Here is a 20463-nt window from a genome sequence, read left to right on the forward strand (position 1 = left end):
TGACCTGCATAGCTGAACAACTCCGCGTTCCCAAGAGTGAGTTGCGACCGGTCCGCCGCACCGCGGTGGGCTGTGGCGATGGACGGCACCAGGAACCGAGTCGGCCGCCCGGAGCCATGCCCAAGGACGACGCCGAGGGACACCCGTCGGCGGCTCACCCCCCATGGAGTCAGAGATGCAGTTCGCGCGCCGTAGGAACAGATCCGCCAAGCGCTTCTCCCGGACCACCGGGACACTCGCGGCCCTCACCGTGGGCGCCTCGCTTCTGGCGGCCCCCCAGACGGCCTTCGCCGACAGCTCACCGACCAGCGCCGAACTCCTGAAGGCGTGCAGCTGGGCCAGCTTCTGCAAGTTCCGCCCGCAGAGCTACTGGGGGTACACCGGCCCGAGGCACCAGGTCGGCAGCACCGCGTACAACTGCGGGAGCCAGACCAACCAGCACCGGATCGACTGGTCGGACACGACCACCGCCGGCAACACGGTCGGCGTCTCGGTCACGGCGGGCTACAAGTTCGCCGAGGTCTTCGAGGTCTCCGTCGAGACCTCCTACAGCCACACCTGGCAGAACTCCCACACCGACACCGAGTCCAACACGGTCAACATCCCGGCGGGACACGTCGGCTGGATCGAGCGCGGCACCGCCAAGCAGCAGGCCAAGGGCTGGTGGGAGATCCAGTTCAAGGACAAGTACTACGGCCACTACGACTGGTACGTCTACGACTACCAGGAGTCCGGCTTCAACCAGGACACCCCCAGCTACGGCTACGTCAACTTCAAGGACCGGGCGATGACCTCCGCCGAACGCGGCGCCCACTGCTGAATCAGCGACCCCCGAACACCGCGTGCGGCTTCGCGTGATCCCCGTGTCGTGTGAAGCCGCGCGCCTCATCGCAAAGTGGTGTCGCGTGATGTCAGGAATCCGTTCCCCGCTGCGAATCCTCGCCCTGGCCGTGTGCTCGCTTCTCGTCCTCGCCGGCTGTGCCGAGGAGAACACCGAAGGCACGCACGCCGGCTACGCGGACCGGCACGGGCCGGCGGTCATCGGCACCGACAGCTCCGCCGAGAGCCGGGTCGTGGCGGCACTGTACGGCGAACTCCTCACCGCCGCCGGGGAGAAGGTGAAGGCGGCGAACCCGCCGTACGCGTCCGCCGTCGACACCGCCCAGGCCGTGGCCGACGGCAGGATCGGCATCGCGCCCTCGTACGAGAGCACCTTGCTGCGCGCGATGCCGGGCGGCCAGACCGTGCCCGGCAACATGGAGGCGACGCTGAGCATGGCGCTGCCACCGGGGATCGTCGCGCTGCCCGCGGCCGCCGCGCAACGCGGGATCGTCCTGGCCGTCACCAAGGCGACCTCCGAGCGCTACAGGTTGCACAGCCTTGCGGACCTCCGCACGGCCGGCGGCCGCCTCACACTCGGCGGCCCCGCTTCCGGAGACCCTGACGCCCCCGGGGTCCCGTCCCTGGAGAAGGCGTACGGCATCACCCTCACCTCCGCCGAGGCGGGGAAAACGGCGGACGTGCTGGTGCTGAGCGGCACCGACCCCACGATCGCCCGGGACGGCCTGGTCGTGCTGACCGACCCCAAGTCCCTCATCGCGCCCGAGCACGTCTTCCCCCTGATCAGCGCCCCCGCCGTTGACCTGGCCGGCAGAAAGGCGCTGGCCCGTGTCAACGCCGTGCTGACGACAGCCGAACTGGCGCGACTCACCTCATCGGTCAACGCGGGCGAGCTTCCCGGGAAAGCGGCCGGCACATGGCTGCGTTCCAAGGGGCTGCTGCGCTGAACCCACACCCGATCCGACACAGACGTAACAAGAAATGGTGGTAGTTCGCATGCGTACTCTCAGACGCAAGTTCTCCGTGGCGGTGCTCATCGCGTCCGCCCTCCTCGGCGGCCTGGCGGCTCCTGGATCGGCCTACGCGGGCGGCGACAAGTTCGTGACCCTCAGTGTCTGCAGCGGTTCCACCGAGACGGTGAAATTCTTCTTCGTCGGCGAGAACCAGTACGGGGACTGGGGCGGCTCGCAGTTCTGGGAGATCCCGCCCAAGGGCTGCACCACGGCGAGCGGCTACTGGTGGAAGGCCGGGCAGTCGGTCGAGTTCCACCACCGCAAGCCCAGCACCGGATGGCGCTGGGAGCCGAGGCTCATCTCGTACAACGATGCCAAGGACGGGGGCGTCTACGGCCTCTGGATCGGCTGAGCGCCGGCCCGGTCGCGGGTCCGCAGGCCACGCCACGCGGCCTGCGGACCCTCGCCCAGGCCCAGGCCCTTACACGAGCAGCGCCGACCGGCTGGTCAAGGAGTGGTACGGTCCCGGATGCCGGCAGTTGGGCGCCAGCCCCGAGTACGCCGTGCTGGCCACCCTGCTCGGCCAGTTGCGGGCGGAGTACGGCCGACCGAAGGAGACGGTGTCCGCGGAGATCCTGCAACTCCTGCTGGCCACCGTGCTGTTGCAGATCGAGCGGCTGCCCCACCCCGACGGCGGCGGCGACCCGCACGCGGGCGGCGAGGTCTACGCCCGCTTCCGCGCCGAGCTGGAACGCTCCTACGCCACCACGCGCCGCGCCGCCGACTCGCCCACCACCTGGGCTACACGGTCAAGACCCTCACCCGCGCCTGCACCGCGGCCACCGGGCAGCCCGTCAAACACGTCATCGACGGCCGCGTCGCGCTGGAGGCCCAGCGGCTGCTCGCCCACACCGACGAACCGGTGGCGACGATCGGTCGCCGCCTGGGCTTCGCCGAACCCACCAACTTCGGCAAGTTCTTCACGCGCCACACCGGTACGACTCCCGGCGCCTTCCGCGAGACCCACAGGGGCGGTTAGGGCCGGCAGGGCCTGCGCGGGGCGCCACCCTGCCGGCCCGGCTGTCCTCGTTTCTGGGCCAGGGGCCAGGGGCCAGGGGCCGAGGGCCAGGCGCCAAGGCCAGGTCAGCGAACGGCGTGGGCGCCGGCCGGAGCCGCGGTGAGCACGGGCTTCAGCGCGCCGGTGCTGAGCCGGGTGACGAGCGGGACGGCGACACGGCCGAGGACGCGGACGGTCAGGTAGGCGACAGGCATGGCCAGGAGCGCGGCGCCGAGAACGTCGTGCGGGTAGTGGGCGCCGAGGTAGACGCGGGTGAAGCCCTCGAAGAGGGCGAAGCCGGCGGCGATCGTCGCCAGGCGCCGGTCGAGCAGCCAGAGTGCGGCGACGCTCGCCGCGGCGACGGTGGTGTGTCCGCTGGGGAAGGCGTAGTCGGTTCGGACCGGGCAGGTGCTGACGAAGTAGTCGTGCGGCAGCGAGTAGCACGGCCGCACCTCCGCGATGATCTTCTTGACGACCTCGGCGACGACGAAGGCGACCCCGACGGCGACCGGCGCGGCCAGGGCGAGGGTCATCGTCGGGGTGTCGCGACGGCGGGCCTTCCACCAGCCGGCCACCATCAGCACCGCGAAAACGCCCAGCCCGGCATTGGTCCACAGGTTGAGCGGGGTGTTCAGCCACTTCGTGTCACGGGCGAAGCCGGTGATGGCCGTGAACAGTGAGCCGTCGATGGTGGAGCCGTCGAAGGCGAGCTGGACGACAGGGTGGAGCGTCATTCGGCGGTATCTCCCGAGAGCAGAAGAGGGGGTGGTGGACCAGGACCCGAGATCAGCCGTCTACGCGCCTGTAGAAGTTGGCGTCGTACTGCACGGCCCTGGCGGCGTGCCGAGCGACGTGCCGTACCCGGATGGCATGGCAGACTCGACGGCGAGCCAACTTCTACTGCGCGGTAGAAGTTCTACCGAACTGTAGATGATGAATGGAGGGTAGCCAACTCATGAACAGCGGACCGACTCCGGGTGAGCGCAGACCGGTTGGCGCGCTGGAGGCCGAGGTCCTCGCCCTGCTGCAGTCCTCGCGTCAGGGGTTGACCCCCGGCGAGGTACTGGAGCACCTGGACAGCGGCCTGGCGTACAGCACGGTGGTGACGGTGCTCTCGCGCATGTTCGACAAGGGGCTGCTGACCCGGTACAAGCAGGGCCGCGCTTATGCCTACGCGCCGGTGGCGGACACCCACGGGCTGACCGCCCGCCGGATGCGGCAGGTGCTGGAGTCCGACTCGGACCGCGAGGCGGTGCTCGCCCGGTTCGTCGAGGAACTGCCCAGCAGCGACGAGCAGTTGTTGCGGCAGCTTCTCGGCGACCTCGGCGACCTCGGCGACCTCGGCGACCTCGGCGATCCCGGCGATCCCGGCGAGGGGTGAGCGGCATGGCGTGGCACCTGCTGGTGTACCTGCCCTTGTTGTTCCCGGTTCCGGCCGCGTGGGCTGCCCGGCCGTTGGCCGAGCGGTTGGAGCCGCGGCTTGCGACCTGGCTGCTGACCGCGAGCGCGCTGGCCCTGGCGGCCTTGAGCTGCGCCGCGCTGGGTGTGCTGCTCGTGGCGGGTGTGGTGCGGCTGCCGCTGGCCGCGCTGGCGGGTGACTGGTCCGTGGGCACCGTGCGCGCAGGCGATTCGGTCTCCACCGCGGAGGCGGTCGTGGCCGGCCTGGTGCTGGCCGTCGCGCTGACGGCGGGGACGCGGATGCTGTGGCGCCGGATGCGGGCGCTGGCGGGCGCCGTGTTCGAGGCGGCCTGCCTGCCGGGCGCGGGGCGGGTCGTCGTGACGGCCGACGCCGCACCGGACGCCTACGCGCTGCCCGGACTCCCAGGGCGCATCGTCGTCTCCACCGGCATGCTCGAAGCGTTGGACGACGCGGACCGCGAGGCGATGCTCGCCCACGAGAGCGCCCATCTGGCCTGCCACCACTACGCGTTCGTCGCCGCCGCTCAGCTGGCCGCCACCTGCAACCCGCTGCTGAGGCCGGTGACCGCTGCCGTGTCCTACACCATCGAGCGCTGGGCTGACGAGCGTGCCGCGACCGTGTGCGGGGACCGCCGCCAGGTCGCCCGCGCCATCGGCAAGGCAGCCCTGGCCACCGCGCGCCGCCCGCCCCGCCAGAGCCTGTCCGGCGCGGTGCTCGGCCTGCTGGGCCGACGCCACAGCCCGCTCAAGGCCGCAGGGCCGGTTCCCCGCCGCGTCGCCGCCCTGCTCGCCGAACCCCCGGTGTACTCGCTGCCGCTGAACCTCCCGCTGCTGCCGCTGGCCGGGGCCGCCGCCGTGGTGGGCTCCAGCGCCGTATGCGCCTTCGCCGCCGCCCACGACCTGCACCTGCTGCTCAAAGTCGCAGGCGCCGGCTGACCCGGCCGCCACGCCTCGGCCAGGGAGACCACGGTGCCGGCCACTGCCCCAGGCTCGGGCCGCATGCCGGGCCGCACGCCGGGCCGGATCCGGCTGTGGCCCTTGTGCGTGGCGGGGTTCACCACTGCGTTGGGCGCGCACGGCGTCGCCGCGAATTTAGGCCGCTTCGCCACCGGCCACCATGACTCCCTGCTCGTCCTCGGCGGCCTGCTCGCCCTCTACGACGGCGCGGAGATCCTGCTGAAACCCGTCCAGCATGGCTGTGGGTGACCCGCCTCGGTCAGGGGGCGGCCGCGTCCGCCTTCTCGCCGGCCGCAGTGCGCCGGCCGCCCGCCTCGATCCGGCTGCCACGCACGGCCGGGCCTCTGGCTCCTACGGCCTCTTCAAGAGCGTCGGCTGCACCGCCGGACCCCTCCTCGGTAGCCTTCTGGTCGTTGTCGGCGGCCTTCCGCTGCTCTTCACCGCCATGGCCGCTCTCGCCGCCGCGGTCGCCGTCCGGGCAGCCGTTGCCCTGTCTGCCCTCCCGCCGCCGCCCAAGGCACGGCAGACCGTGGTCGACCTGGCCCGACGGCTCGGCCGGCGAGCTTCCTGTGGCCGACGGCTGCTCGGGCGGCGGCCACCGCGGCACTTGCCGCTTATGTCGGCTTTCTGTCCGTCGCGGGCGCCGCTGCTCACCTTGGGCCCGTCGCCACGGGGGCGGCCGTGTCCCTGCTCGCCGGGAGCGCAGCCCTCGTCCAGCCCCGCGCCGGCGCTGCTCTCGACCACGGCCGCATCACGACCACCGCGGGGATCCGCGCCGGACTCGCGGTCACGGCGGCAGGCCTCGCCGTGGCGGCACCGTCCGGTCTGCCCGGCCTCCTGCCGGCCGCCGTACTCATCGGAGCCGGGACCGGGTTGATCACCCCGCTCGGCTTCGCGGCGCTGACGGAAGCCGGCCCTGCCGAGCGCATCGGCCAGACCATGGGCGCCGCGGGACTCGGGCGCGAACTCGGCGACGCCCGGGGACCCGTCCTCGTCGCGGCGGTCGCCGCGGCCGGCACGCCCAGCGGCGGCTTCGCCGCCCTCGCCGTCCCGACCGCCGCTGCGCTCTTCACCCCACGTCCCGCCGGTCCCGACGGTCCGGTCAGCTCTCGACGGCTTGCCGGATGCGGCGGGAAGGAGCGAACGCGTACAGGTCGAGCACGCCGGGCGGCTCGGCGAGCCCGGGACCGCCCGAGCGCACCCAGGTGGCGATGTCGTCGGCGGCGTCGGGGTCGTTGACCAGGCCCAGCCACACCGGGCGTCCGCCGGCCGCCCGTCCGGCGGCGGAGGGTTGGACGACGATGACGTTGGCGTGCTCGCAGGCGCTCAGACAGTCGGTCACCCGCACCCGCGCGGTGCCCTCCAGCGCACCACGCAGCCCGGCCAGTTGGGCAGCGTGGTCGACGCCGGGGATCTTGGCGGTGCCGCAGCAGCAGCCACGGCAGACGGTCACGGTGCATCGGTCCGACCCTGCCGTGGGGGCAGCCCTGCGGTCCCGGCGGCTCACCGGCCGACCCCGGCCTGGGCGCGGCGCGAGGCGCTGTCGGCAAGCGGGTGCGGCCCGTTGCGGCCGATGATGACGGCGGGACGCTCGTGGGCTACGACGCCCGGTGGCAGGAGCAGGGGCGGGGTGCCGACCGGGGCGGGGGCGTCGTTGACGCCGTCACCGACCAACAGCACCTTCCGGCCCACCTGTTCCATCTCCTCGACCGTGCTCACGTTGTCCTGCGACGGGGCCCACGCTCGGACGTCGGTGATGCCCACCTCGGCGGCGAGCCGGGCCGCGCACGGAGGCTATCAGCCGGTGAGCAGCACCGGGGCACTGCCGGTCGGCCGGCCCGGGGCGGAGACGGCCGCGGCGGCCCGTACCTCGTCAACGAGCCGGACGATCGTCCGGCTCGGATCGTGGCGTCACCCGGGTCGCCGCCGCGCGTCCCGCATGTCCGCGAGGAGTACCGGTCCACTTCGCTGATGGAGCGTGGTCTCCGGCCCGCGGGCTCACGCCTCCGGCAGGACCTCTGCGCGCAGCACTGAGTACATGACCATGTCGTGCCATGCGCCGGCACGGAAACAGGCCCCCCGCAGGATGCCTTCGCGAGTGAAGCCCGCCCACTCCAGGGCGCGCTGCTCGGCGATGTTCGCCACCTCGGTGCTCGCCTCGACCCGGTTGACCTTGGTGTGAGCGAACAGGTACTCGGCGAGCCGGCGTTGGGCCTGCTTGCCTTAGCCGTGGCCGCGTTCGCTGGTCAGCAGGGACACACCGATGTTCCAGCAGGGCGACGCCGGGTCCTGGAGCACCTCATGCCACTGCACCTCCCCGACGAATCGGTCGTCGTCTCCGGCGATCGTCAAACGTCCGCCTTGGTTGGAGAGGAAACCGTGCTCGGCCCACTGCCGACGGAGTCGCCCGGGATTGCGATGGCCGAAGAAGCCGAGTTCTCCCAGCTCGGCAGGGTCCTCATGGAGGCGCTCGAGCAGGTCGAGGTCCTTCTCGGCGACAGGGCGCAGTCGAACATGATCATGATGGGACATGAGGTCCAGAGTGAGGGTCGGCCTGTATGTGAGCCGGGACACCAGGCGCGGGCCTATATGACAGTCGTTATAAGTGTGGGTAGGCTGCCGACTATAGCGACTGTCATAGGGGGATGTCGTGACCATCATCACCGTGAACGCGCCGACGGGGCGCCTGAGTCTGGAACAGCGTCGCGAGCTGGCCGAGACCCTGACCGACGCCGTGCTGGTGCCCGAGGTGGGCCGGCACGCCCCGGCCGCACGGGTCGGGTTCCAGGTCCACTTCGTGGAGCGCGAGCGGGACATGATGGCCGTCGGCGGCCGACTGCTGGCGGACGCCGACCCGGAACTCGATGTGATGGTGATCGATGTCGCGGTCATGGACGCCGCGTGGCAGCCGGAGGTGCGGGCCGAGGTCATCGAGCGGGTCCTGGCCGCACTGGCGGCGGCCTGCGGGCTGGAGCGGCCGGCGCCGGCCTGGTGGGTCAACTTCCGGGTGATCGACGAGGGCAGTTGGGGCTCGTCCGGGGGTGTGCTGTCGATCCTGCCGCTGCTGGAGAGCGGAGTGTTCACGGCGGAGCGGGTCAAGGCGGTCCGCGCCGCGCTGGGCGTCTGAAGCCGAGGGTGCCGGGCGTTGGGTCAGTCCTTGATCGAGGCCAGGACGAGCGCCTGCAACTGCTCGGCGGTGTCGTCGAGCGGCTGGACACTGCGCTTGGCGCGGCACATGGCGACCGTGCCCTCGACGGCCGCGACGATGAGCGTCGCGAGCCGGTCCGCCTGATCGGGCTCGGCGCCGTGCTCACGCAGCGAGTCCGCGAGCAGGTTCTCCCATGTGGTGAAGACATCGGCGGCGGCCACGAGGGCGGCGGGCATCTCGTCGGTGGGTGGTTCCTCGATGGAGACGGCCAGGACGGGGCAGCCGGCCCGGAAGTCGCTGTCCACGACGATCCCGCGCCACACGGCGAGGAAGTCCCGCAATCCGGCGACCGGCCCCGCCTCCAGTGCCCTGCGCAGCCCCCGGGCGGTCCACTCGCCCGTGTACCGGACGGCCTCCGTGGCCAGTTGCTGCTTGCCGTCGGGGAAGTAGTGGTACGTCGAACCCAGCGGCGCCCCGGTGTACTTGGCGGTCTCGCGGATGCTGGTCGCATTCAGGCCGCGCCGGCTGATCATGTCGGCCGCACCGGCCACGATCCGCTCGCGCACGGTCGGGCTGGATTTCATGGATGCGATGCCTTCCGCCGGGTTTGCCTATAACGACCGTCATAGCATAGCAACCGCGCCGATGTACGCGCCGGTCCCCAAACCCTCTTCCGGTCAGGGCGATGACCGGCCGCGCCTGCACACCACCTCCTTCGGAGCACCGAGAGTCCCGATGCACACTCCCCTCACCGATCCGCCGTCCAGTGACGCCGATTCCCGAACCGACGAAGTGACACCTGTGGATGTCGGACTGACACCTGTGGAACTGGATCACCGGAAGGCGGCCATCACCCGCCTCGGCAGCGAACTCCGCACTCTGGTCGAAGCCACCGTGCGTACCGCCGCCACCCCCGACACCCTCCACCGCGTGGCGGACGCCGTCCGCGAGGTCACGGCCCTGCTGACCGGACGACGACGCGCCCGGACGGAGATTCCCGAGGTGGACGAGTTCCCCACCGGCGTGCGGATCTACAGTCCCGTGACCGGAGCGGGGAGTCCGCTCGCTCCGCCGGTGAGCGTCACGTCGACCGCCGACGGGCTGATGGGTCGGTGTGTCCTCGGAATCGCGCACGAGGGCCCGCCCGGATACGGCCACGGCGGCATGAGCGCCATGCTCCTGGACGAGCTGATGGGCCGCGCCTGCGCGATCCACGGCTCACCCGGACTGACGGTCTCGCTCCAACTCCGTTACCACGGGCCCGTACCACTGGAGACACCGCTGCGGATCGTCGTCCGGGTCTCCGGCACGGACGACCGCAAGACCCACGTGACCGGCTCGATCACCACCGAGGCGGACCCCCGCCACGGACCTGGTCACCGCCGACGCCGTCTTCGTCGCGCCCGATCCACGCCATGTCCGCACGCTGTTCCCCAACCTGTAGGACCAGGCAGATGGAGATCCGGGCAGCCGCGATGCGCGGTATCGACCGGCTGATCGACGAGCGGGGGGCGACGGCGCCGGACTGCTGGCCGAGTTCGGAGTGTCGACCGCTGATCTGGACTCCGAGAACGGGATGTTGCCCGCGGCGACGGCCGGGCGGATCCTGCGCAGGGCGACCAAGCGGCTGAACTGTCCCGATCTCTGGCTGCGGCTGGCGGCTCACCAGGACATGTCGATGCCGGGCCCCCTCGCTCCGGCCGTCGGGAACAGTGACACGGTCGGGGAAGGGCTGGACTGCGCACCACGATTCCTGTTCGTACACAACCAGGGCATACGTCTGTCCCGTGAGCCGGATCCTGAACGCTACGCGGGGACCGGGGCCGTCGACTACCGGATGCTCCATCCTGACATTCCGTACGAGCCACGAACGATCGACGCCGGCCTGGGGCTGCTGCACCGCAATCTCACCACGATGAGCGGCGGATACGAGCTTCTCGGGGTCTACATGCCCCATCCGCCGCTGACGGACGAGTCGGTCTACGCCGACTTCTTCGGTGCGCCCGTCCGGTTCAACGCCGGCCGAGCCCTGCTGCGCGTGCGGACGAAGCTCTTCGCGCGGCCGATGCCGACGCCGGTCAACCCGGAGCTGCGGCGGATGGCCGTCGAGTATCTCGAGGCGCACTACACCGATCCCCGCGAGAGCGTCGCGAACACGGTGCGGCCGGCCACACGTGCGGCGTCTCGGGCTGGGACCGGCCGGTGACCTTGGCGGACGTCCTCGACGCGCCGGCGTCGACGGCGCGGGCCGGGCAGGCGCCGTGGTGGCCCCCGGGCAGCGCCTCCGGCTACCACCCGCTCAACTACAGCCACTTGCTGGGGGAGTTGGTCCGGCGGATCGACGGACGCACCCTGGGCCGGTTCGTCGCCGAGGGGATCACCGGTCCGCTCGGCGCCGACTTCCGCATCGGGCTGCCGGACTCCGAGTTCGGCCGGGTCGCCGACGTCGTCCCGCCGCCGTTCCCTTCCAGCGACCTCGCCGGGGCAGACGGGGACGGCGTGGCGGTGAAGACCTTCACCGGCCCCCTGGGCGGGGCGGACCAGTCGTGGCGTCCGGAGTGGCGTCGCGCGGAGATCGGTGCGGCGGGCGGTCACGGCAACGCCCGTTCGCTCGCCCGGATCCACTCCGCCATCGCCTGCGGCGGCACGCCGGACGGCGTACGACTGCTGCCGCCGCGGACGATCGACCTGATCTTCGAGCGGCAGACCGACGGGCCTGACCCGGTGCTCGGGGCGCACCTGCGCTTCGGACTCGGTTTCGGACTGCCGTCGCCCGCGGTGCCGTGTCTCCCGGAAGGGCGGATCCCCTTCTGGACGGGCTGGGGCGGACCGGTGGTCGTGATCGACCCGCAGCGCCGGGCCACCGTCGCGTACGTCATGAACCGCATGGGCACCGGCCTGCTCGGCGACGTCCGCACGGCCCAGTACGTCAAGGCGGTCTTCGCGGCCCTCGGGGAAGCCACCCGCCACTGTTGCAACGAGTGTCATCACACGAAAGGGGTCATTCATGGCCGAGCCGGTAGTCCTGGTGGCGACGATTTGGCGAGGTTGAAGTCGGCGTAGGGGACGCCGACCCGGAGATCGCGGTCTTCGGCGGAACGGGTTCGATCGGCCTGTACTGCGTCGACGTCGCGGTGCACTGCGCCGGCGCCCGCACCGTGTACTACGACGACGACCCGGTCAGGATGAAGGTCGCCGAGCAGCTCGGTGCCGAGGTCCACGACGTCGACGGCAAGCGGGAGAAGGACTTCCACCTCGCGGTGGACGCCGGCTGCAACCCCGAGCGGCTGCGCAAGGCGCTGCTGTCGGTCAGGCCCGAGGGGTACGTCAACAGCGTCGGCATCTACTTCGACGACGTCCAGCTGCCCCTGCTCGCGCTCTACCAGCGCGGGGTCCACTTCCACAACGGCAAGGGGCATGCGCGGCCGAACATGACTCCGGTCCTGGAGGCGGTGGCCGCGGGCACGCTCCACCCCGAGCTGGTCACCGGCTCGCTCCACGCCTGGGAGGAGATCCCCGATGTACTGACCTCCGACCGGGCCGGCCACAAGCCCCTCTTCGTCCTGGACAACTGAGGACCGAGGGGCGCATTCGACGCAGGTCAGGCCTTACGGCGGGCTCCGGTGGGCTCCGTTTCCCCCTCGTCCCAGCTTCGACCGGAAACCACCACCGGCGAGCGGGTCAGACCGACGATGCCCGCCGCCATGAGGCCCACCCCCGCGGCCTCCGGCAGCAGGTGCCAGCCCAGTTCGATGCTCTCCCCGAACAGCAGGCCGCCAAGGGTGATGCTGATCAGGGCGTCTCCCAGGGTCAGGGCCGGCTGGGAGGCAGCCAGGGTACCGGCCCGCAACGTCCACTGGAGCAGCAGGACACTCAGCAGGCCGACGGCTGCACTGGCGTACGTGTGCCAGGTGGTGAGCACCGCGAGGGGGCCCTCCGAAAACCGTGCGGTCACCTCCTTGATGAGCGCGGCGGTGACCGCGAAGCACGCGGCGGTCGCGGCGCCGAGTGTGGCGGCCTGCAGGGGGCCACGCATACGGCGTGCGGCCGCCAGCAGGACGCCGACGCAGCACGCGAGGCCGCCGCCCACGGCGAGCCAGCGCCAGTCGCCGGCCCGGTTGTCCCCGGGGGACGGGGACGCGCTGATCAGGAAGATCGCCAGCCCGCCCGCGAGCATCACGAAGGACCGCCATGTCCCCGCGCCAGGACGGTGCTGGAACACCGCCGCACCCACGAGCAGGGTGAACAACAGTTCGGAGGTCAGCAGTGGCTGCACCACGGAGAGCTGCCCGGCGTCCAGGGCGATGACCTGGAAGACCGCCGACAGCATCATCGCCATCGCTCCGCCCCACCAGTACGGACGGCTCAGGAGTCCCGCGAGCCGGGCCGCCGCCGCTCTGCCGCCGCGGCCGGTGACCTCGTCGGGCTCCACGGCAGCCCTGCGCTGCAGGACGGTCGCCGTCGCGTTGGACAGCGCGGAGAGCAGGGCCATGACGACGGTGAGCACGTTCATGCGAATGCCTGTCGTTCAGAACAAGACGTAACCGCCCTACACAGTGATAAACCTACCCACATCGGCTATGCATGACGGATGGACACCGGCCGACGCACGTCAGGCACCCGGTGCCGCGGATACCTGTTGCCCACTGCCCGACAGGAGGTGACCATGCCGCAGACGGCCCCCTGCCGGTGCCGGCGGTACGCCACCGCCGTACCGCTCGGGCGCCTGCCGTGAGCCGCCTGCTCCTGATCAGCGCGAGCATGGGGGCCGGACACGACGCGGTGGCCGTCGAGCTGGCCCGCCGCCTGCGCACGGCAGGGCACGAGGCGGTGCACACGGACGTGCTGGAGATGCTGCCCGCCCGCACCGGCGCCGCCCTGCGGAGCTTCTACCACGCCACGGTCCGGCACGTCCCCCTGCTCTACGCCGGCATTTACGCCGCCTTCTTCCGCGCCGGCGCGGGTCCCCGGCCGGGCAGCGCGCCGCTCGCGGTGCTCGCGGAGGAGCGGCTGCGGGCGCAGGCGGCGAGCGAGGGCGCCGACGCCGTCGTCGGGGTCTTCCACCTCGCCGCCCAGCTGACCGGCCGGATGCGCGCTCTGGGGCGGCTTGCGGTGCCCAGCGCAGTACTCATCACCGACTTCGCCGTACACCGGCAATGGCTTCACCCGGGCAACGACCTCAATCTGTGCCTCACCCCGCAACTCGCCCAGGACGTACGGCACCGTGTGGGACGCCCCGCCACCGCCTGCGGCCCGCTGCTGCCGGACCGCTTCCGCCCGCACCCGCCCGGTGAGGCGTCCTGGCGACACCGGCTCACGGCCGCCGGCGAACGCCCGCCGGTGCTGCTGTCCTCGGGCGCGTGGGGGGTGGGAAGCCGGCTCGACACTACGGCCCGGCTGCTGGCCGGCGCCGGTTACCTGCCAGTCGTCCTGTGCGGGCGCAACGAGCGGCTGCGGCGCCTGCTGACCAGGGTGCCGGGAACCCTCGCCATGGGCTGGGTGGACGACATGCCGGGCCTGTTGGCGGCCTGCGTGGCGCTGGTCGACAACGCCGCGGGGCAGACCGCACTCGAAGCACTCGCCGTCGGCACCCCCGTCGTCGGATACCGGCCGATCCCCGGTCACGGCGCGGAGGGGGTGCGCCGGATGGCGGTGCTCGGCCTGACCGAGTACGCCGCCGACTCCTGGCAACTGGTGCAGGCGTTGGACCGCCTCACCTGGCGCGACCCGGCACGGGACCACCGGGACCCTGCCGTGGGCCGGCTCTTCCGGGGTGACGTCGTCCGCCCGCTGGAACAACTCCTCGCCCGAGCGGCGAACTGACGATCATCGCGCGGGGGAGCCGGCCACGCGCGCCGCCCCCGCGACGCCGTGCTCGGCGAGGGTACCGACCCTCAGGCCCGCCGCCCGGCACCAGCCGACGAGGCCGGGCAGCGCGCCCAGCGCGGCCCGCCAGCAGCCCGGCGCCCCGTTGCGGTCGGTGTCGTGCAGCAGCACCGTGCCACCGCCCCGCAGACCGGGCAGGACGGTCGCCGCCACGGACTCGGCGGTGGCGTGAGCCGTCCAGTCGCGACCCCACGCCGTCCACAGAACCGGGCGCAGCCCCGTGCGGCGCGCGGCCAGCAGCCGGTCACCGGTCAGGATGCCGTACGGGGGCCGGTACCAGAGGGGCTGGACACCGGAAACCTCCGCCACCGCGTGCGCGGCTCGCGCCAACTGTGCCGCCTCCCTGACCGGCGCGGGCAGCCAGGGCCGGTGGTGCGTCCAGCCGTGCACCGCCAGTTCGTGTCCGCGTCGGACGATGTCGTGGCTCAGCCGACGGTGGCGCAGCACCTCCTCGCCCACCACGAAGAACGTGGCACGCACCGCCAGTTCGTCCAGGGCGGCCAGGAAAGCGGGAGTCGAGCGGGGATCGGGGCCGTCGTCGAAGGTGAGCGCCACGTGGTCCGTGCTGCCGACGCCCGCCAAGCCCGGAAGCCAGGCGCGCCGCGGGCCGGCGAGCCAGGTCCCGGCCGGCCCGACATGCGCCGCCGCGACCAGCGCGGGGACGACGGCGACGGCCGCGGCGGACAACCGGCCCCGGCCGGCGCCGCCCCACAGGTGCTTCATCCCGGCTCCCCAGGTGCTTCTGCCCGGCTTCGCCCCGAGCCGACGGCCCCCGGTCACCCGAACCGGGCGGCCAGGCGCCGGTACAGCGAGGGGGAGAGGCCGCGCACCGCGACCGGCACACGCAGCCAGCCCGGCACGAACACCTCCTGGCGTTCCCCGCGCACCGCGGCGACGACCGCCGCGGCCACCCGTTCGGGTGAGACCGGACGCGGGCGGCTGCGCGAGTAGGGCACCCCTCTGCGGGCGAAGAAGGGGGTTTCCACCGCCCCAGGCACGACGTGGGTCACCTGCACACCGGTGCCGTGCAGTTCGTACCGCAGCGCGTCGGCGAAGGCCCCGAGTCCTGCTTTCGCCGCGGAGTACACCGCCTCTTCGCGAACACCGACGCAGCCGGCCACGGAGCCGATCAGGACCAGCCGGCCGCGCCGCCGCTCCACCATCGGGGGCAGAACCCGCCGGACCAGATGCATCACCGAGGCCAGGTCCAGGGTGAGCACCCGGTCCACCTCACTGCCGGGCATCGACGTGAACGGCCCCGCCCAGCCGCACCCGGCGGCGGCGACCAGCAGGTCGATGCCGGGCACCTGCCGAAGGGCGCGGTCGACCAACTGCCCCGCGCCGTCGGCATCGGTCAGGTCGCAGGGAATCGCGACACCGGACGTCTCACGCGCCACCGTGTCCAGCCGGGCACGGTCACGCCCGGAGACCAGCAGTGACCAGCGCTCCTTCGCCAGAGCCCGGGCGACGGCCGCCCCGATGCCGGAGGAGGCGCCCGTCACGAGTGCCACGCCCGCCGTGGGTACGGCGCCCGGCGCGAGGGTACGAGGAGCCGGGTACGAATCCGTCGTGACGCGTCCCAAGCTGACCTCCCTGAGCGAGGGGCACGCTCTTGGCCCCGCCGGTCCCCGTCCATCCCCGTACGACGGTTTCACCGACCACCGAGGGGTAGCCCGCGCTCGCGGCCTTCAAACTCAGGGGTGGTGCGCACGGGCGAAGCGATGAGCCGGCCGGGTGACTTTGTGAAACGGTCCCCGACCGGGCTCAGGCCGACGACGGCCGTCGCACGAGCGGGACAGGAGGATGACAGGCCGTGGTGTACCTCTACAGCCTTTCCGCCGCGTGTCTGCTGGGCTTCGGTTTCGTGCTGCAGCAGCACGCGGCCGAACGCGAACCGCTGTCCCTGATGTTGTCGTTCAGACTCCTGCTTGACCTCGTGCGCGTGCCCCTTTGGCTGGCCGGCATCGGCTGCATGGTCGTGGGCCAGGTGCTCGGGGCGGTCGCGCTGGCCCACGGCAGCCTGGCCCAGGTGGAGCCGATGCTCACCGCGAACCTGCTCTTCGCGATGGCACTCGCCCGCTGGATGGGGGACCAGCCGCTGGGCCTGTCCGGGTGGCTCGGAGTGCTCGCCCTCAGCGGCGGGGTGACGGCCTTCGTACTGGCGGGGCGTCCGCACAGCGGGCAGGGGTCGGCCGGTGGGCTGCGGCAGTGGCTCGTGATCGGCTGCGTGGTAGGGCTGGCGGGGGCTCTCGTCGTCATCTCCCAGCACCTGCGACTGCTGCACCGGCCTCCTTTCCTGGCCGCCGCCGCCGGCACGCTCTACGGCCTCCAGGACGCGCTCACCCGCGTCTGTGGCGGCATCCTCGGGGCCAGGGGAGTCACCGGTCTGCTCGTCTCCTGGCAGCCTTGGGGCGTCGTGGCGCTGGCGGTGGTGGGGCTGCTGCTGGTGCAGAGCGCGTTCGAGGCCGGGCCGCTGCGGTTGTCGCTGCCCGCGCTGAGCGCCGCCGAACCCATGATCGGCATCGCCTGCGGGATCGGCTTCCTCCACGACGAGTTGCGCACGACGCCCGGCGCACTGGCCTGGCAGGCGGCAGGAGTGGTCGCGGCGGTCACCGGCGTCTTCGTACTCGGGCGGCACCCCGTCATGCCCGGCGGCGAACGGAACCCCGAGCATTCACCGCGCCACCAGCCACACGATCCCGGGAACCGGCCCACCGATGCGTAAGGACGCTGCCCGCAACCGGCAGCGCATCGTCGACGTGGCCCGCCGGCTCGTCGACGACGGCACTCGGCTGCAGCTCAACGACGTCGCCCGTCTCGCGGATGTGGGGGGGTGGCCACCGTCTACCGGAACTTCCCGACGCCGGAGGCCCTGATGGAAACCGTGGCGGCGCCGGGCCTGGAAGCACAGGCCGACCGCGCGGAACAGGCGCCGGCGGAGCAGGACCCCTGGAAGGCTCTGACCGGCTTCCTCGGCGTCACCGTGGAGGCGCGGCTGACCGACCCCTCGCTCACCATCGTGCGCGCCGCACCGGAACGCGTCCTGTCCCGCACCGAGGAACCGACCGCCGCGCTGGACTCGCTCGCCGGCCGGCCGCTCGACCGTACGCGCGCGGCGGGCGCCGTCCGCAGACGTGCCGGGCCAGGTCGGGCGTCAACAGCATGGCATCAGCGGTCGTGGACAGCACGGCGGACCAGGATGTGGTCGGCGGGGTCGACTCCCACGCCGACACCCTCCACGTCGCGGTCATCAGCGACAACGGCGGCTGGGAGCCCGAGGAGCAGCAGTAGCCAGTCAATACCACCAGCGAACATGGGGTGTGGCTACGCGGTGACGAGCGGTTCGGCGCGATGTCATGGCCCGTCCCGCATCAGCTCGTCATCTGATCGGCGATAATCGCTATCGCGCGGGGCGCGATCTCTTCCAGAACCGGCAGAGCGGTGGCCCAGCCGTCGAGAAGCACGATCTGGGTTGCAAGCCTGTATGCGAGGGGTGGCGCGGACCGCTCTACGAGTGCGGCCAGTGCCCTGGCTCGTGTCGCACGGTAGGTGATGGCCTGGGTGAGGGCCTCGGCCCTGTCCGGATCACCGCGCCGGGCCAGTTCCCGGACGACCTCGACCAGTGCCTCGCCCTGTGCCCAGCGGTCGGTGATGGTGCGGGCGAGGTCCTCCGCGTGGCCCGGTTCGCCGTGCCGGGCCAGCTCCTGGACCACTTCGATCAATGCCCTGGTTCGTGCCCGGCGGTCGGTGATCGCGAAGGCCAGGGTCCTGGCCCTGTCCGTGTCGCCGTGGCGGGCCAGCTCCCCGACGATCTGCGCCTGCCGCCCCGCTCGTTGACCGGGGTCGAGCCAGTCGGCGAGGGCCATGGCCCGCTCGACCTGCCCATGCCGGGCCAGCAGGAGAGTCACGGCCTCCAGCAGAATGTCGTGATCACGGCCGTCACCGGTTTCCAGCAGTGTCTCGGCCCGGTCGGCCAAGGCGAGAGCCACGTCCCGATCGGCGGTCTCGGCGATCATGTCCAGTACGCAGGCCATGTCCCAGGCGACGAGAGGGGGCCTGGGTGGACGCGGGCAGGCGATCGTCTCGGCCAGCTCTCCGTGCCGTGCCACGTCCTCGTCGGCGGTTTCGCCGGGCGCCGGGAGACCTGTCGCGGGCTCACAAACGTCGGGAGCGGGCCTGGCCGAGGAGCGCAGGAGGGCGTCGAGCCGGCTCAAATCACCCCTCAGGACCTCGTAGGCCAATACCGTGGTCACGGCCCGGGGCTGGCGAGAGGGCCAGCCCTCTGCGTGCCCGGATCGGGCGATGGCCTCCACGCGGTCGGCGAGCGCGGCGGCCCGGACATGGTCGCCGGTGGCGGCGGCCACCTGCACGAGGAGGGCGAGCACCTGTTCCTTCTCACCGGCCTCGGCATCGGCGCGGGCGGCGAACCTCAGTGCTTCATCGGTGTCACCGTTGTCCGCCGCCACCTTCGCCAACAGTGCCCAGGCCGTCCCCCAGTTGTGCGGATAGCGGATCCTTTCCGCCAGCGCAGTGGCGATATCGCGCTCGCCGGCGCGGGCCCACGCAGGCACGAGCGCGAGTAGCGCCTCGTCCCGCTGCCGCAGGGGGACCGACTCGGCCAGTTCCTGGGCGACACACAGGTCTCCCACCACTGCCGCGGTCTTCACGAGTGCTAGGAGCTCCTCGCCCTGCTTGCGTTCGTCGTCGATCGAGTACGCCAGCTCAACCGCGCGCGCCAGATGGCCCGTGCGGGCGAGTTCCTGCGCGGACACCCAGGGGCGGTTGTCCGGGTTGTCCGCGTGCCGGCCCAGCGACAGCCGGAGAACCGCCAGCAGACAGGGTTCGAACCCCCTTCGAGCGATGTCTTTTGCCCTGTTCGTCTCCGGTGCCAGGCCGCTACGCCGATCCCATCTCCGTTGCCAGAAGAGAACGTTCCCCCATTGGGCATACCCCTTCGGCATGTCTGCGCTGCTCCCCAAGTGAAGTCGGCCCCCCTGCCGCGCGAGCTCACGCCGGCTTCGTAGGGCTGGAAAACCGTAGGACCGCTTCCCAGGGTTCATTTCCCGCCGTTCGGGCGCTCGCGTCCCACCAGTAGTTGCCCAACATGGTAGGCGGACAGGTCATCCTTCCGCGCAACTGTGCGGCATCCGTGAGTTCTCCTGAGTCCCGCTGAGTCGTTGGTCCCATGGCCAGAGGGCCGGACCGATGTGCTGTCCGGGTTCGTTCTCGCGGCCGTTCACGCCGCCCGCCCCGGTGCGATCCGCCTTCTCCAGCTCCGCGACCTCGACATCGACGACCGCCGATTGGTCATCGACGGCCGCGTCGGGCCACTGGACGAGCTGACGCTCCAGTCAGCCCTTGCCTGGCTGGACTACTGGCGACGCCGCTGGCTCGACACCGCCAACCTGCGCGGGCTCCGGCGCGCGCTGCTGGCACAGACTGCTGAGCTCCAGACGCCGCCGTCGGGAAAACAACTTGGCCCGGCTTGAGGCGCCTTGAACAATGTCAGCCATGCGAATTCGACCGGCTTGGACTGATGACGCATCAGCGGTTGCTGGTGTCTACGTGAACTCGTGGCGTGCGGCCTTTGCCGGTCTTGTTCCGCAGCGCTACCTCGATGCCATGGACCCAGTCCGCGAGGAGTCCGCTTGGAAGACACGCATCGCGGAAACACGCTGGCCGGCATCGGGGGTACTGGTAGCCGAAACCGAAGCGGGAATCACCGGATTCACGGGTTTCGGCCCGTCTCAGGTGGACCCTGCCATCGCGGAGATCGGCACGTTCTACGCGATTCCCGAGGTCTGGGGCACCGGGGTTGGTAAGCAGTTGATGCTGGACACATTGGCGACGCTGGGGCAGGCCGACTACGCCCACGCCACCTTGTGGGTACTGGAGGACAATGAACGCGCCCGGAACTTCTACGAGGCCGCCGGTTGGCGCGCGGACGGCGCGGCCGTGGAGGACACCACTGGCGGGGCCTCTCTGAACAAGTTGCGCTACTGCCGCTCTCTTGGCTAGCCCGCTCACCGGCTTGTCCGTCCAGAGAATCAGAGGACGGCGTGGTCGCGAGTTGTAGTCCTTGGTAAATCAGATTGCAGCTCGGCGGTGTCGAGCAGCGGCCGCGTACGGAGTACGAAGCTCCACCGCCGTTGAGTGTTGAGTGGGGTGACCGATGGGACGATTCGGCCGTGGATCGTGGACGA

The 20463-nt window shown here is 71.6% G+C and carries 27 protein-coding genes and 2 pseudogenes; 18 read left to right on the plus strand and 11 right to left on the minus strand.

Annotated elements, in window-relative coordinates:
- The first annotated feature begins 175 nt into the window (after window positions 1-175).
- The 4 genes and pseudogenes from ACFYMM_RS17475 to ACFYMM_RS17490 form a co-directional block, all read left to right on the plus strand.
- A complete protein-coding gene (locus tag ACFYMM_RS17475; RefSeq protein WP_388387242.1) occupies window positions 176-820 on the plus strand; it encodes a hypothetical protein in 645 nt (214 codons plus the stop codon).
- A gap of 88 nt (window positions 821-908) precedes the next feature.
- Window positions 909-1787, plus strand: a complete 879-nt coding sequence (locus ACFYMM_RS17480) for a glycine betaine ABC transporter substrate-binding protein (protein WP_388387244.1) — start codon at window positions 909-911, stop codon at window positions 1785-1787.
- Between the two features lie 49 nt (window positions 1788-1836).
- Complete coding sequence (locus ACFYMM_RS17485; protein WP_388387246.1) at window positions 1837-2205, plus strand: hypothetical protein; 369 nt, start codon at window positions 1837-1839, stop codon at window positions 2203-2205.
- A gap of 4 nt (window positions 2206-2209) precedes the next feature.
- A pseudogene (locus ACFYMM_RS17490) lies at window positions 2210-2832 on the plus strand (helix-turn-helix domain-containing protein); the annotation flags it as partial.
- A 104-nt stretch (window positions 2833-2936) separates the two neighbouring features.
- Here the strand turns inward: ACFYMM_RS17490 and ACFYMM_RS17495 are convergent.
- Window positions 2937-3584, minus strand: coding sequence for a phosphatase PAP2 family protein (locus tag ACFYMM_RS17495; protein WP_388387249.1), 648 nt, complete (start codon window positions 3582-3584; stop codon window positions 2937-2939).
- Between the two features lie 221 nt (window positions 3585-3805).
- On the opposite strand from ACFYMM_RS17495, the gene ACFYMM_RS17500 reads away from it, so the two are divergent.
- The 3 genes from ACFYMM_RS17500 to ACFYMM_RS17510 all read left to right on the plus strand — a co-directional run bounded on the left by ACFYMM_RS17500 (window position 3806) and on the right by ACFYMM_RS17510 (window position 5475).
- On the plus strand, window positions 3806-4231 hold the full coding sequence (locus tag ACFYMM_RS17500) for a BlaI/MecI/CopY family transcriptional regulator (RefSeq protein WP_388387251.1): 426 nt from the start codon (window positions 3806-3808) through the stop codon (window positions 4229-4231).
- Window positions 4232-4236: 5 nt separating this feature from the next.
- Entirely contained in the window at window positions 4237-5205 is a 969-nt protein-coding gene (locus ACFYMM_RS17505) for a M56 family metallopeptidase (protein ID WP_388387253.1), read from the plus strand.
- 63 nt (window positions 5206-5268) lie between these two features.
- The gene (locus tag ACFYMM_RS17510) at window positions 5269-5475 is read left to right on the plus strand and encodes a hypothetical protein (RefSeq protein WP_388387255.1); all 207 of its coding nucleotides are present in this window, start codon (window positions 5269-5271) and stop codon (window positions 5473-5475) included.
- Window positions 5476-5485: 10 nt separating this feature from the next.
- Here the strand turns inward: ACFYMM_RS17510 and ACFYMM_RS17515 are convergent, their stop codons facing one another.
- Window positions 5486-5833 (minus strand): hypothetical protein, encoded by a 348-nt coding sequence (locus tag ACFYMM_RS17515; protein ID WP_388387257.1) that lies wholly within the window; start codon window positions 5831-5833, stop codon window positions 5486-5488.
- Between the two features lie 20 nt (window positions 5834-5853).
- Here ACFYMM_RS17515 and ACFYMM_RS17520 point away from each other — a divergent pair.
- Window positions 5854-6351, plus strand: a pseudogene (locus ACFYMM_RS17520) (hypothetical protein); the annotation flags it as partial.
- Here ACFYMM_RS17520 and ACFYMM_RS17525 read toward each other — a convergent pair.
- The 4 genes from ACFYMM_RS17525 to ACFYMM_RS17540 form a co-directional block, all read right to left on the minus strand.
- Window positions 6329-6733 (minus strand): (2Fe-2S) ferredoxin domain-containing protein, encoded by a 405-nt coding sequence (locus ACFYMM_RS17525; RefSeq protein ID WP_388387259.1) that lies wholly within the window; start codon window positions 6731-6733, stop codon window positions 6329-6331. The pseudogene ACFYMM_RS17520 and the gene ACFYMM_RS17525 sit on opposite strands and share 23 nt — an antisense overlap.
- Window positions 6730-6945 (minus strand): hypothetical protein, encoded by a 216-nt coding sequence (locus ACFYMM_RS17530; protein WP_388387261.1) that lies wholly within the window; start codon window positions 6943-6945, stop codon window positions 6730-6732. The genes ACFYMM_RS17525 and ACFYMM_RS17530 overlap by 4 nt, the downstream gene beginning before the upstream one ends.
- A 279-nt stretch (window positions 6946-7224) precedes the next feature.
- Window positions 7225-7371, minus strand: a complete 147-nt coding sequence (locus tag ACFYMM_RS17535) for a GNAT family N-acetyltransferase (protein ID WP_388387263.1) — start codon at window positions 7369-7371, stop codon at window positions 7225-7227.
- Between the two features lie 78 nt (window positions 7372-7449).
- On the minus strand, window positions 7450-7758 hold the full coding sequence (locus ACFYMM_RS17540) for a GNAT family N-acetyltransferase (RefSeq protein WP_388387265.1): 309 nt from the start codon (window positions 7756-7758) through the stop codon (window positions 7450-7452).
- Between the two features lie 118 nt (window positions 7759-7876).
- Between ACFYMM_RS17540 and ACFYMM_RS17545 the strand changes: the two genes are divergently transcribed.
- Window positions 7877-8353, plus strand: coding sequence for a 4-oxalocrotonate tautomerase family protein (locus tag ACFYMM_RS17545; RefSeq protein WP_388387267.1), 477 nt, complete (start codon window positions 7877-7879; stop codon window positions 8351-8353).
- 23 nt (window positions 8354-8376) lie between these two features.
- On the opposite strand, the gene ACFYMM_RS17550 is transcribed toward ACFYMM_RS17545, so the two are convergent.
- Window positions 8377-8958, minus strand: coding sequence for a TetR/AcrR family transcriptional regulator (locus ACFYMM_RS17550; protein ID WP_388387269.1), 582 nt, complete (start codon window positions 8956-8958; stop codon window positions 8377-8379).
- Window positions 8959-9196: 238 nt separating this feature from the next.
- On the opposite strand from ACFYMM_RS17550, the gene ACFYMM_RS17555 reads away from it, so the two are divergent.
- The 4 genes from ACFYMM_RS17555 to ACFYMM_RS17570 all read left to right on the plus strand — a co-directional run bounded on the left by ACFYMM_RS17555 (window position 9197) and on the right by ACFYMM_RS17570 (window position 11949).
- Entirely contained in the window at window positions 9197-9871 is a 675-nt protein-coding gene (locus ACFYMM_RS17555) for a PaaI family thioesterase (protein ID WP_388387271.1), read from the plus strand.
- A gap of 46 nt (window positions 9872-9917) precedes the next feature.
- Window positions 9918-10580, plus strand: coding sequence for an AraC family transcriptional regulator ligand-binding domain-containing protein (locus ACFYMM_RS17560; RefSeq protein ID WP_388387273.1), 663 nt, complete (start codon window positions 9918-9920; stop codon window positions 10578-10580).
- Entirely contained in the window at window positions 10577-11437 is an 861-nt protein-coding gene (locus tag ACFYMM_RS17565; RefSeq protein ID WP_388387275.1) for a serine hydrolase domain-containing protein, read from the plus strand. Before ACFYMM_RS17560 ends, ACFYMM_RS17565 begins: the two co-directional genes overlap by 4 nt.
- A gap of 71 nt (window positions 11438-11508) precedes the next feature.
- Window positions 11509-11949 (plus strand): hypothetical protein, encoded by a 441-nt coding sequence (locus ACFYMM_RS17570; RefSeq protein ID WP_388387277.1) that lies wholly within the window; start codon window positions 11509-11511, stop codon window positions 11947-11949.
- 26 nt (window positions 11950-11975) lie between these two features.
- Here the strand turns inward: ACFYMM_RS17570 and ACFYMM_RS17575 are convergent, their stop codons facing one another.
- The gene (locus ACFYMM_RS17575; protein WP_388387279.1) at window positions 11976-12887 is read right to left on the minus strand and encodes a DMT family transporter; all 912 of its coding nucleotides are present in this window, start codon (window positions 12885-12887) and stop codon (window positions 11976-11978) included.
- A gap of 218 nt (window positions 12888-13105) precedes the next feature.
- On the opposite strand from ACFYMM_RS17575, the gene ACFYMM_RS17580 reads away from it, so the two are divergent.
- The gene (locus ACFYMM_RS17580) at window positions 13106-14197 is read left to right on the plus strand and encodes a galactosyldiacylglycerol synthase (protein ID WP_388387281.1); all 1092 of its coding nucleotides are present in this window, start codon (window positions 13106-13108) and stop codon (window positions 14195-14197) included.
- A 3-nt stretch (window positions 14198-14200) separates the two neighbouring features.
- Here the strand turns inward: ACFYMM_RS17580 and ACFYMM_RS17585 are convergent, their stop codons facing one another.
- Together ACFYMM_RS17585 and ACFYMM_RS17590 are read right to left on the minus strand one after the other, a co-directional pair.
- Entirely contained in the window at window positions 14201-14983 is a 783-nt protein-coding gene (locus ACFYMM_RS17585; protein ID WP_388387283.1) for a polysaccharide deacetylase family protein, read from the minus strand.
- 53 nt (window positions 14984-15036) lie between these two features.
- Window positions 15037-15771: an SDR family NAD(P)-dependent oxidoreductase gene (locus tag ACFYMM_RS17590; RefSeq protein WP_388387285.1), complete on the minus strand. Its 735-nt coding sequence runs from the start codon at window positions 15769-15771 to the stop codon at window positions 15037-15039.
- A 302-nt stretch (window positions 15772-16073) separates the two neighbouring features.
- Here ACFYMM_RS17590 and ACFYMM_RS17595 point away from each other — a divergent pair, with 302 nt between their 5' ends.
- Entirely contained in the window at window positions 16074-16985 is a 912-nt protein-coding gene (locus ACFYMM_RS17595; RefSeq protein ID WP_388387287.1) for a DMT family transporter, read from the plus strand.
- A 437-nt stretch (window positions 16986-17422) separates the two neighbouring features.
- On the plus strand, window positions 17423-17551 hold the full coding sequence (locus ACFYMM_RS17600; RefSeq protein WP_388387289.1) for a hypothetical protein: 129 nt from the start codon (window positions 17423-17425) through the stop codon (window positions 17549-17551).
- A gap of 80 nt (window positions 17552-17631) precedes the next feature.
- Here ACFYMM_RS17600 and ACFYMM_RS17605 read toward each other — a convergent pair whose 3' ends face one another.
- On the minus strand, window positions 17632-19032 hold the full coding sequence (locus tag ACFYMM_RS17605) for a hypothetical protein (protein WP_388387291.1): 1401 nt from the start codon (window positions 19030-19032) through the stop codon (window positions 17632-17634).
- A gap of 435 nt (window positions 19033-19467) precedes the next feature.
- On the opposite strand from ACFYMM_RS17605, the gene ACFYMM_RS17610 reads away from it, so the two are divergent.
- Complete coding sequence (locus ACFYMM_RS17610) at window positions 19468-19749, plus strand: hypothetical protein (RefSeq protein ID WP_388387293.1); 282 nt, start codon at window positions 19468-19470, stop codon at window positions 19747-19749.
- Between the two features lie 22 nt (window positions 19750-19771).
- Window positions 19772-20278: a GNAT family N-acetyltransferase gene (locus ACFYMM_RS17615; protein ID WP_388387296.1), complete on the plus strand. Its 507-nt coding sequence runs from the start codon at window positions 19772-19774 to the stop codon at window positions 20276-20278.
- Window positions 20279-20463 lie beyond the last annotated feature (185 nt).

Origin of the sequence: Streptomyces sp. NPDC006739 (genome assembly GCF_042869815.1) — a bacterium.
Lineage (GTDB): Bacteria > Actinomycetota > Actinomycetes > Streptomycetales > Streptomycetaceae > Streptomyces.

Bases quoted from the DNA above. Each gene is read 5' to 3' on its own strand.
- ACFYMM_RS17510 (WP_388387255.1), top strand. From the start codon at position 5,269: ATGCCGGGCCGCACGCCGGGCCGGATCCGGCTGTGGCCCTTGTGCGTG.
- ACFYMM_RS17505 (WP_388387253.1), top strand. From the start codon at position 4,237: ATGGCGTGGCACCTGCTGGTGTACCTGCCCTTGTTGTTCCCGGTTCCG.
- ACFYMM_RS17475 (WP_388387242.1), top strand. From the start codon at position 176: ATGCAGTTCGCGCGCCGTAGGAACAGATCCGCCAAGCGCTTCTCCCGG.
- ACFYMM_RS17585 (WP_388387283.1), bottom strand. From the start codon at position 14,983: ATGAAGCACCTGTGGGGCGGCGCCGGCCGGGGCCGGTTGTCCGCCGCG.
- ACFYMM_RS17540 (WP_388387265.1), bottom strand. From the start codon at position 7,758: ATGTCCCATCATGATCATGTTCGACTGCGCCCTGTCGCCGAGAAGGAC.
- ACFYMM_RS17500 (WP_388387251.1), top strand. From the start codon at position 3,806: ATGAACAGCGGACCGACTCCGGGTGAGCGCAGACCGGTTGGCGCGCTG.
- ACFYMM_RS17485 (WP_388387246.1), top strand. From the start codon at position 1,837: ATGCGTACTCTCAGACGCAAGTTCTCCGTGGCGGTGCTCATCGCGTCC.
- ACFYMM_RS17615 (WP_388387296.1), top strand. From the start codon at position 19,772: ATGCGAATTCGACCGGCTTGGACTGATGACGCATCAGCGGTTGCTGGT.
- ACFYMM_RS17575 (WP_388387279.1), bottom strand. From the start codon at position 12,887: ATGAACGTGCTCACCGTCGTCATGGCCCTGCTCTCCGCGCTGTCCAAC.
- ACFYMM_RS17480 (WP_388387244.1), top strand. From the start codon at position 909: ATGTCAGGAATCCGTTCCCCGCTGCGAATCCTCGCCCTGGCCGTGTGC.
- ACFYMM_RS17550 (WP_388387269.1), bottom strand. From the start codon at position 8,958: ATGAAATCCAGCCCGACCGTGCGCGAGCGGATCGTGGCCGGTGCGGCC.
- ACFYMM_RS17495 (WP_388387249.1), bottom strand. From the start codon at position 3,584: ATGACGCTCCACCCTGTCGTCCAGCTCGCCTTCGACGGCTCCACCATC.
- ACFYMM_RS17600 (WP_388387289.1), top strand. From the start codon at position 17,423: ATGGCATCAGCGGTCGTGGACAGCACGGCGGACCAGGATGTGGTCGGC.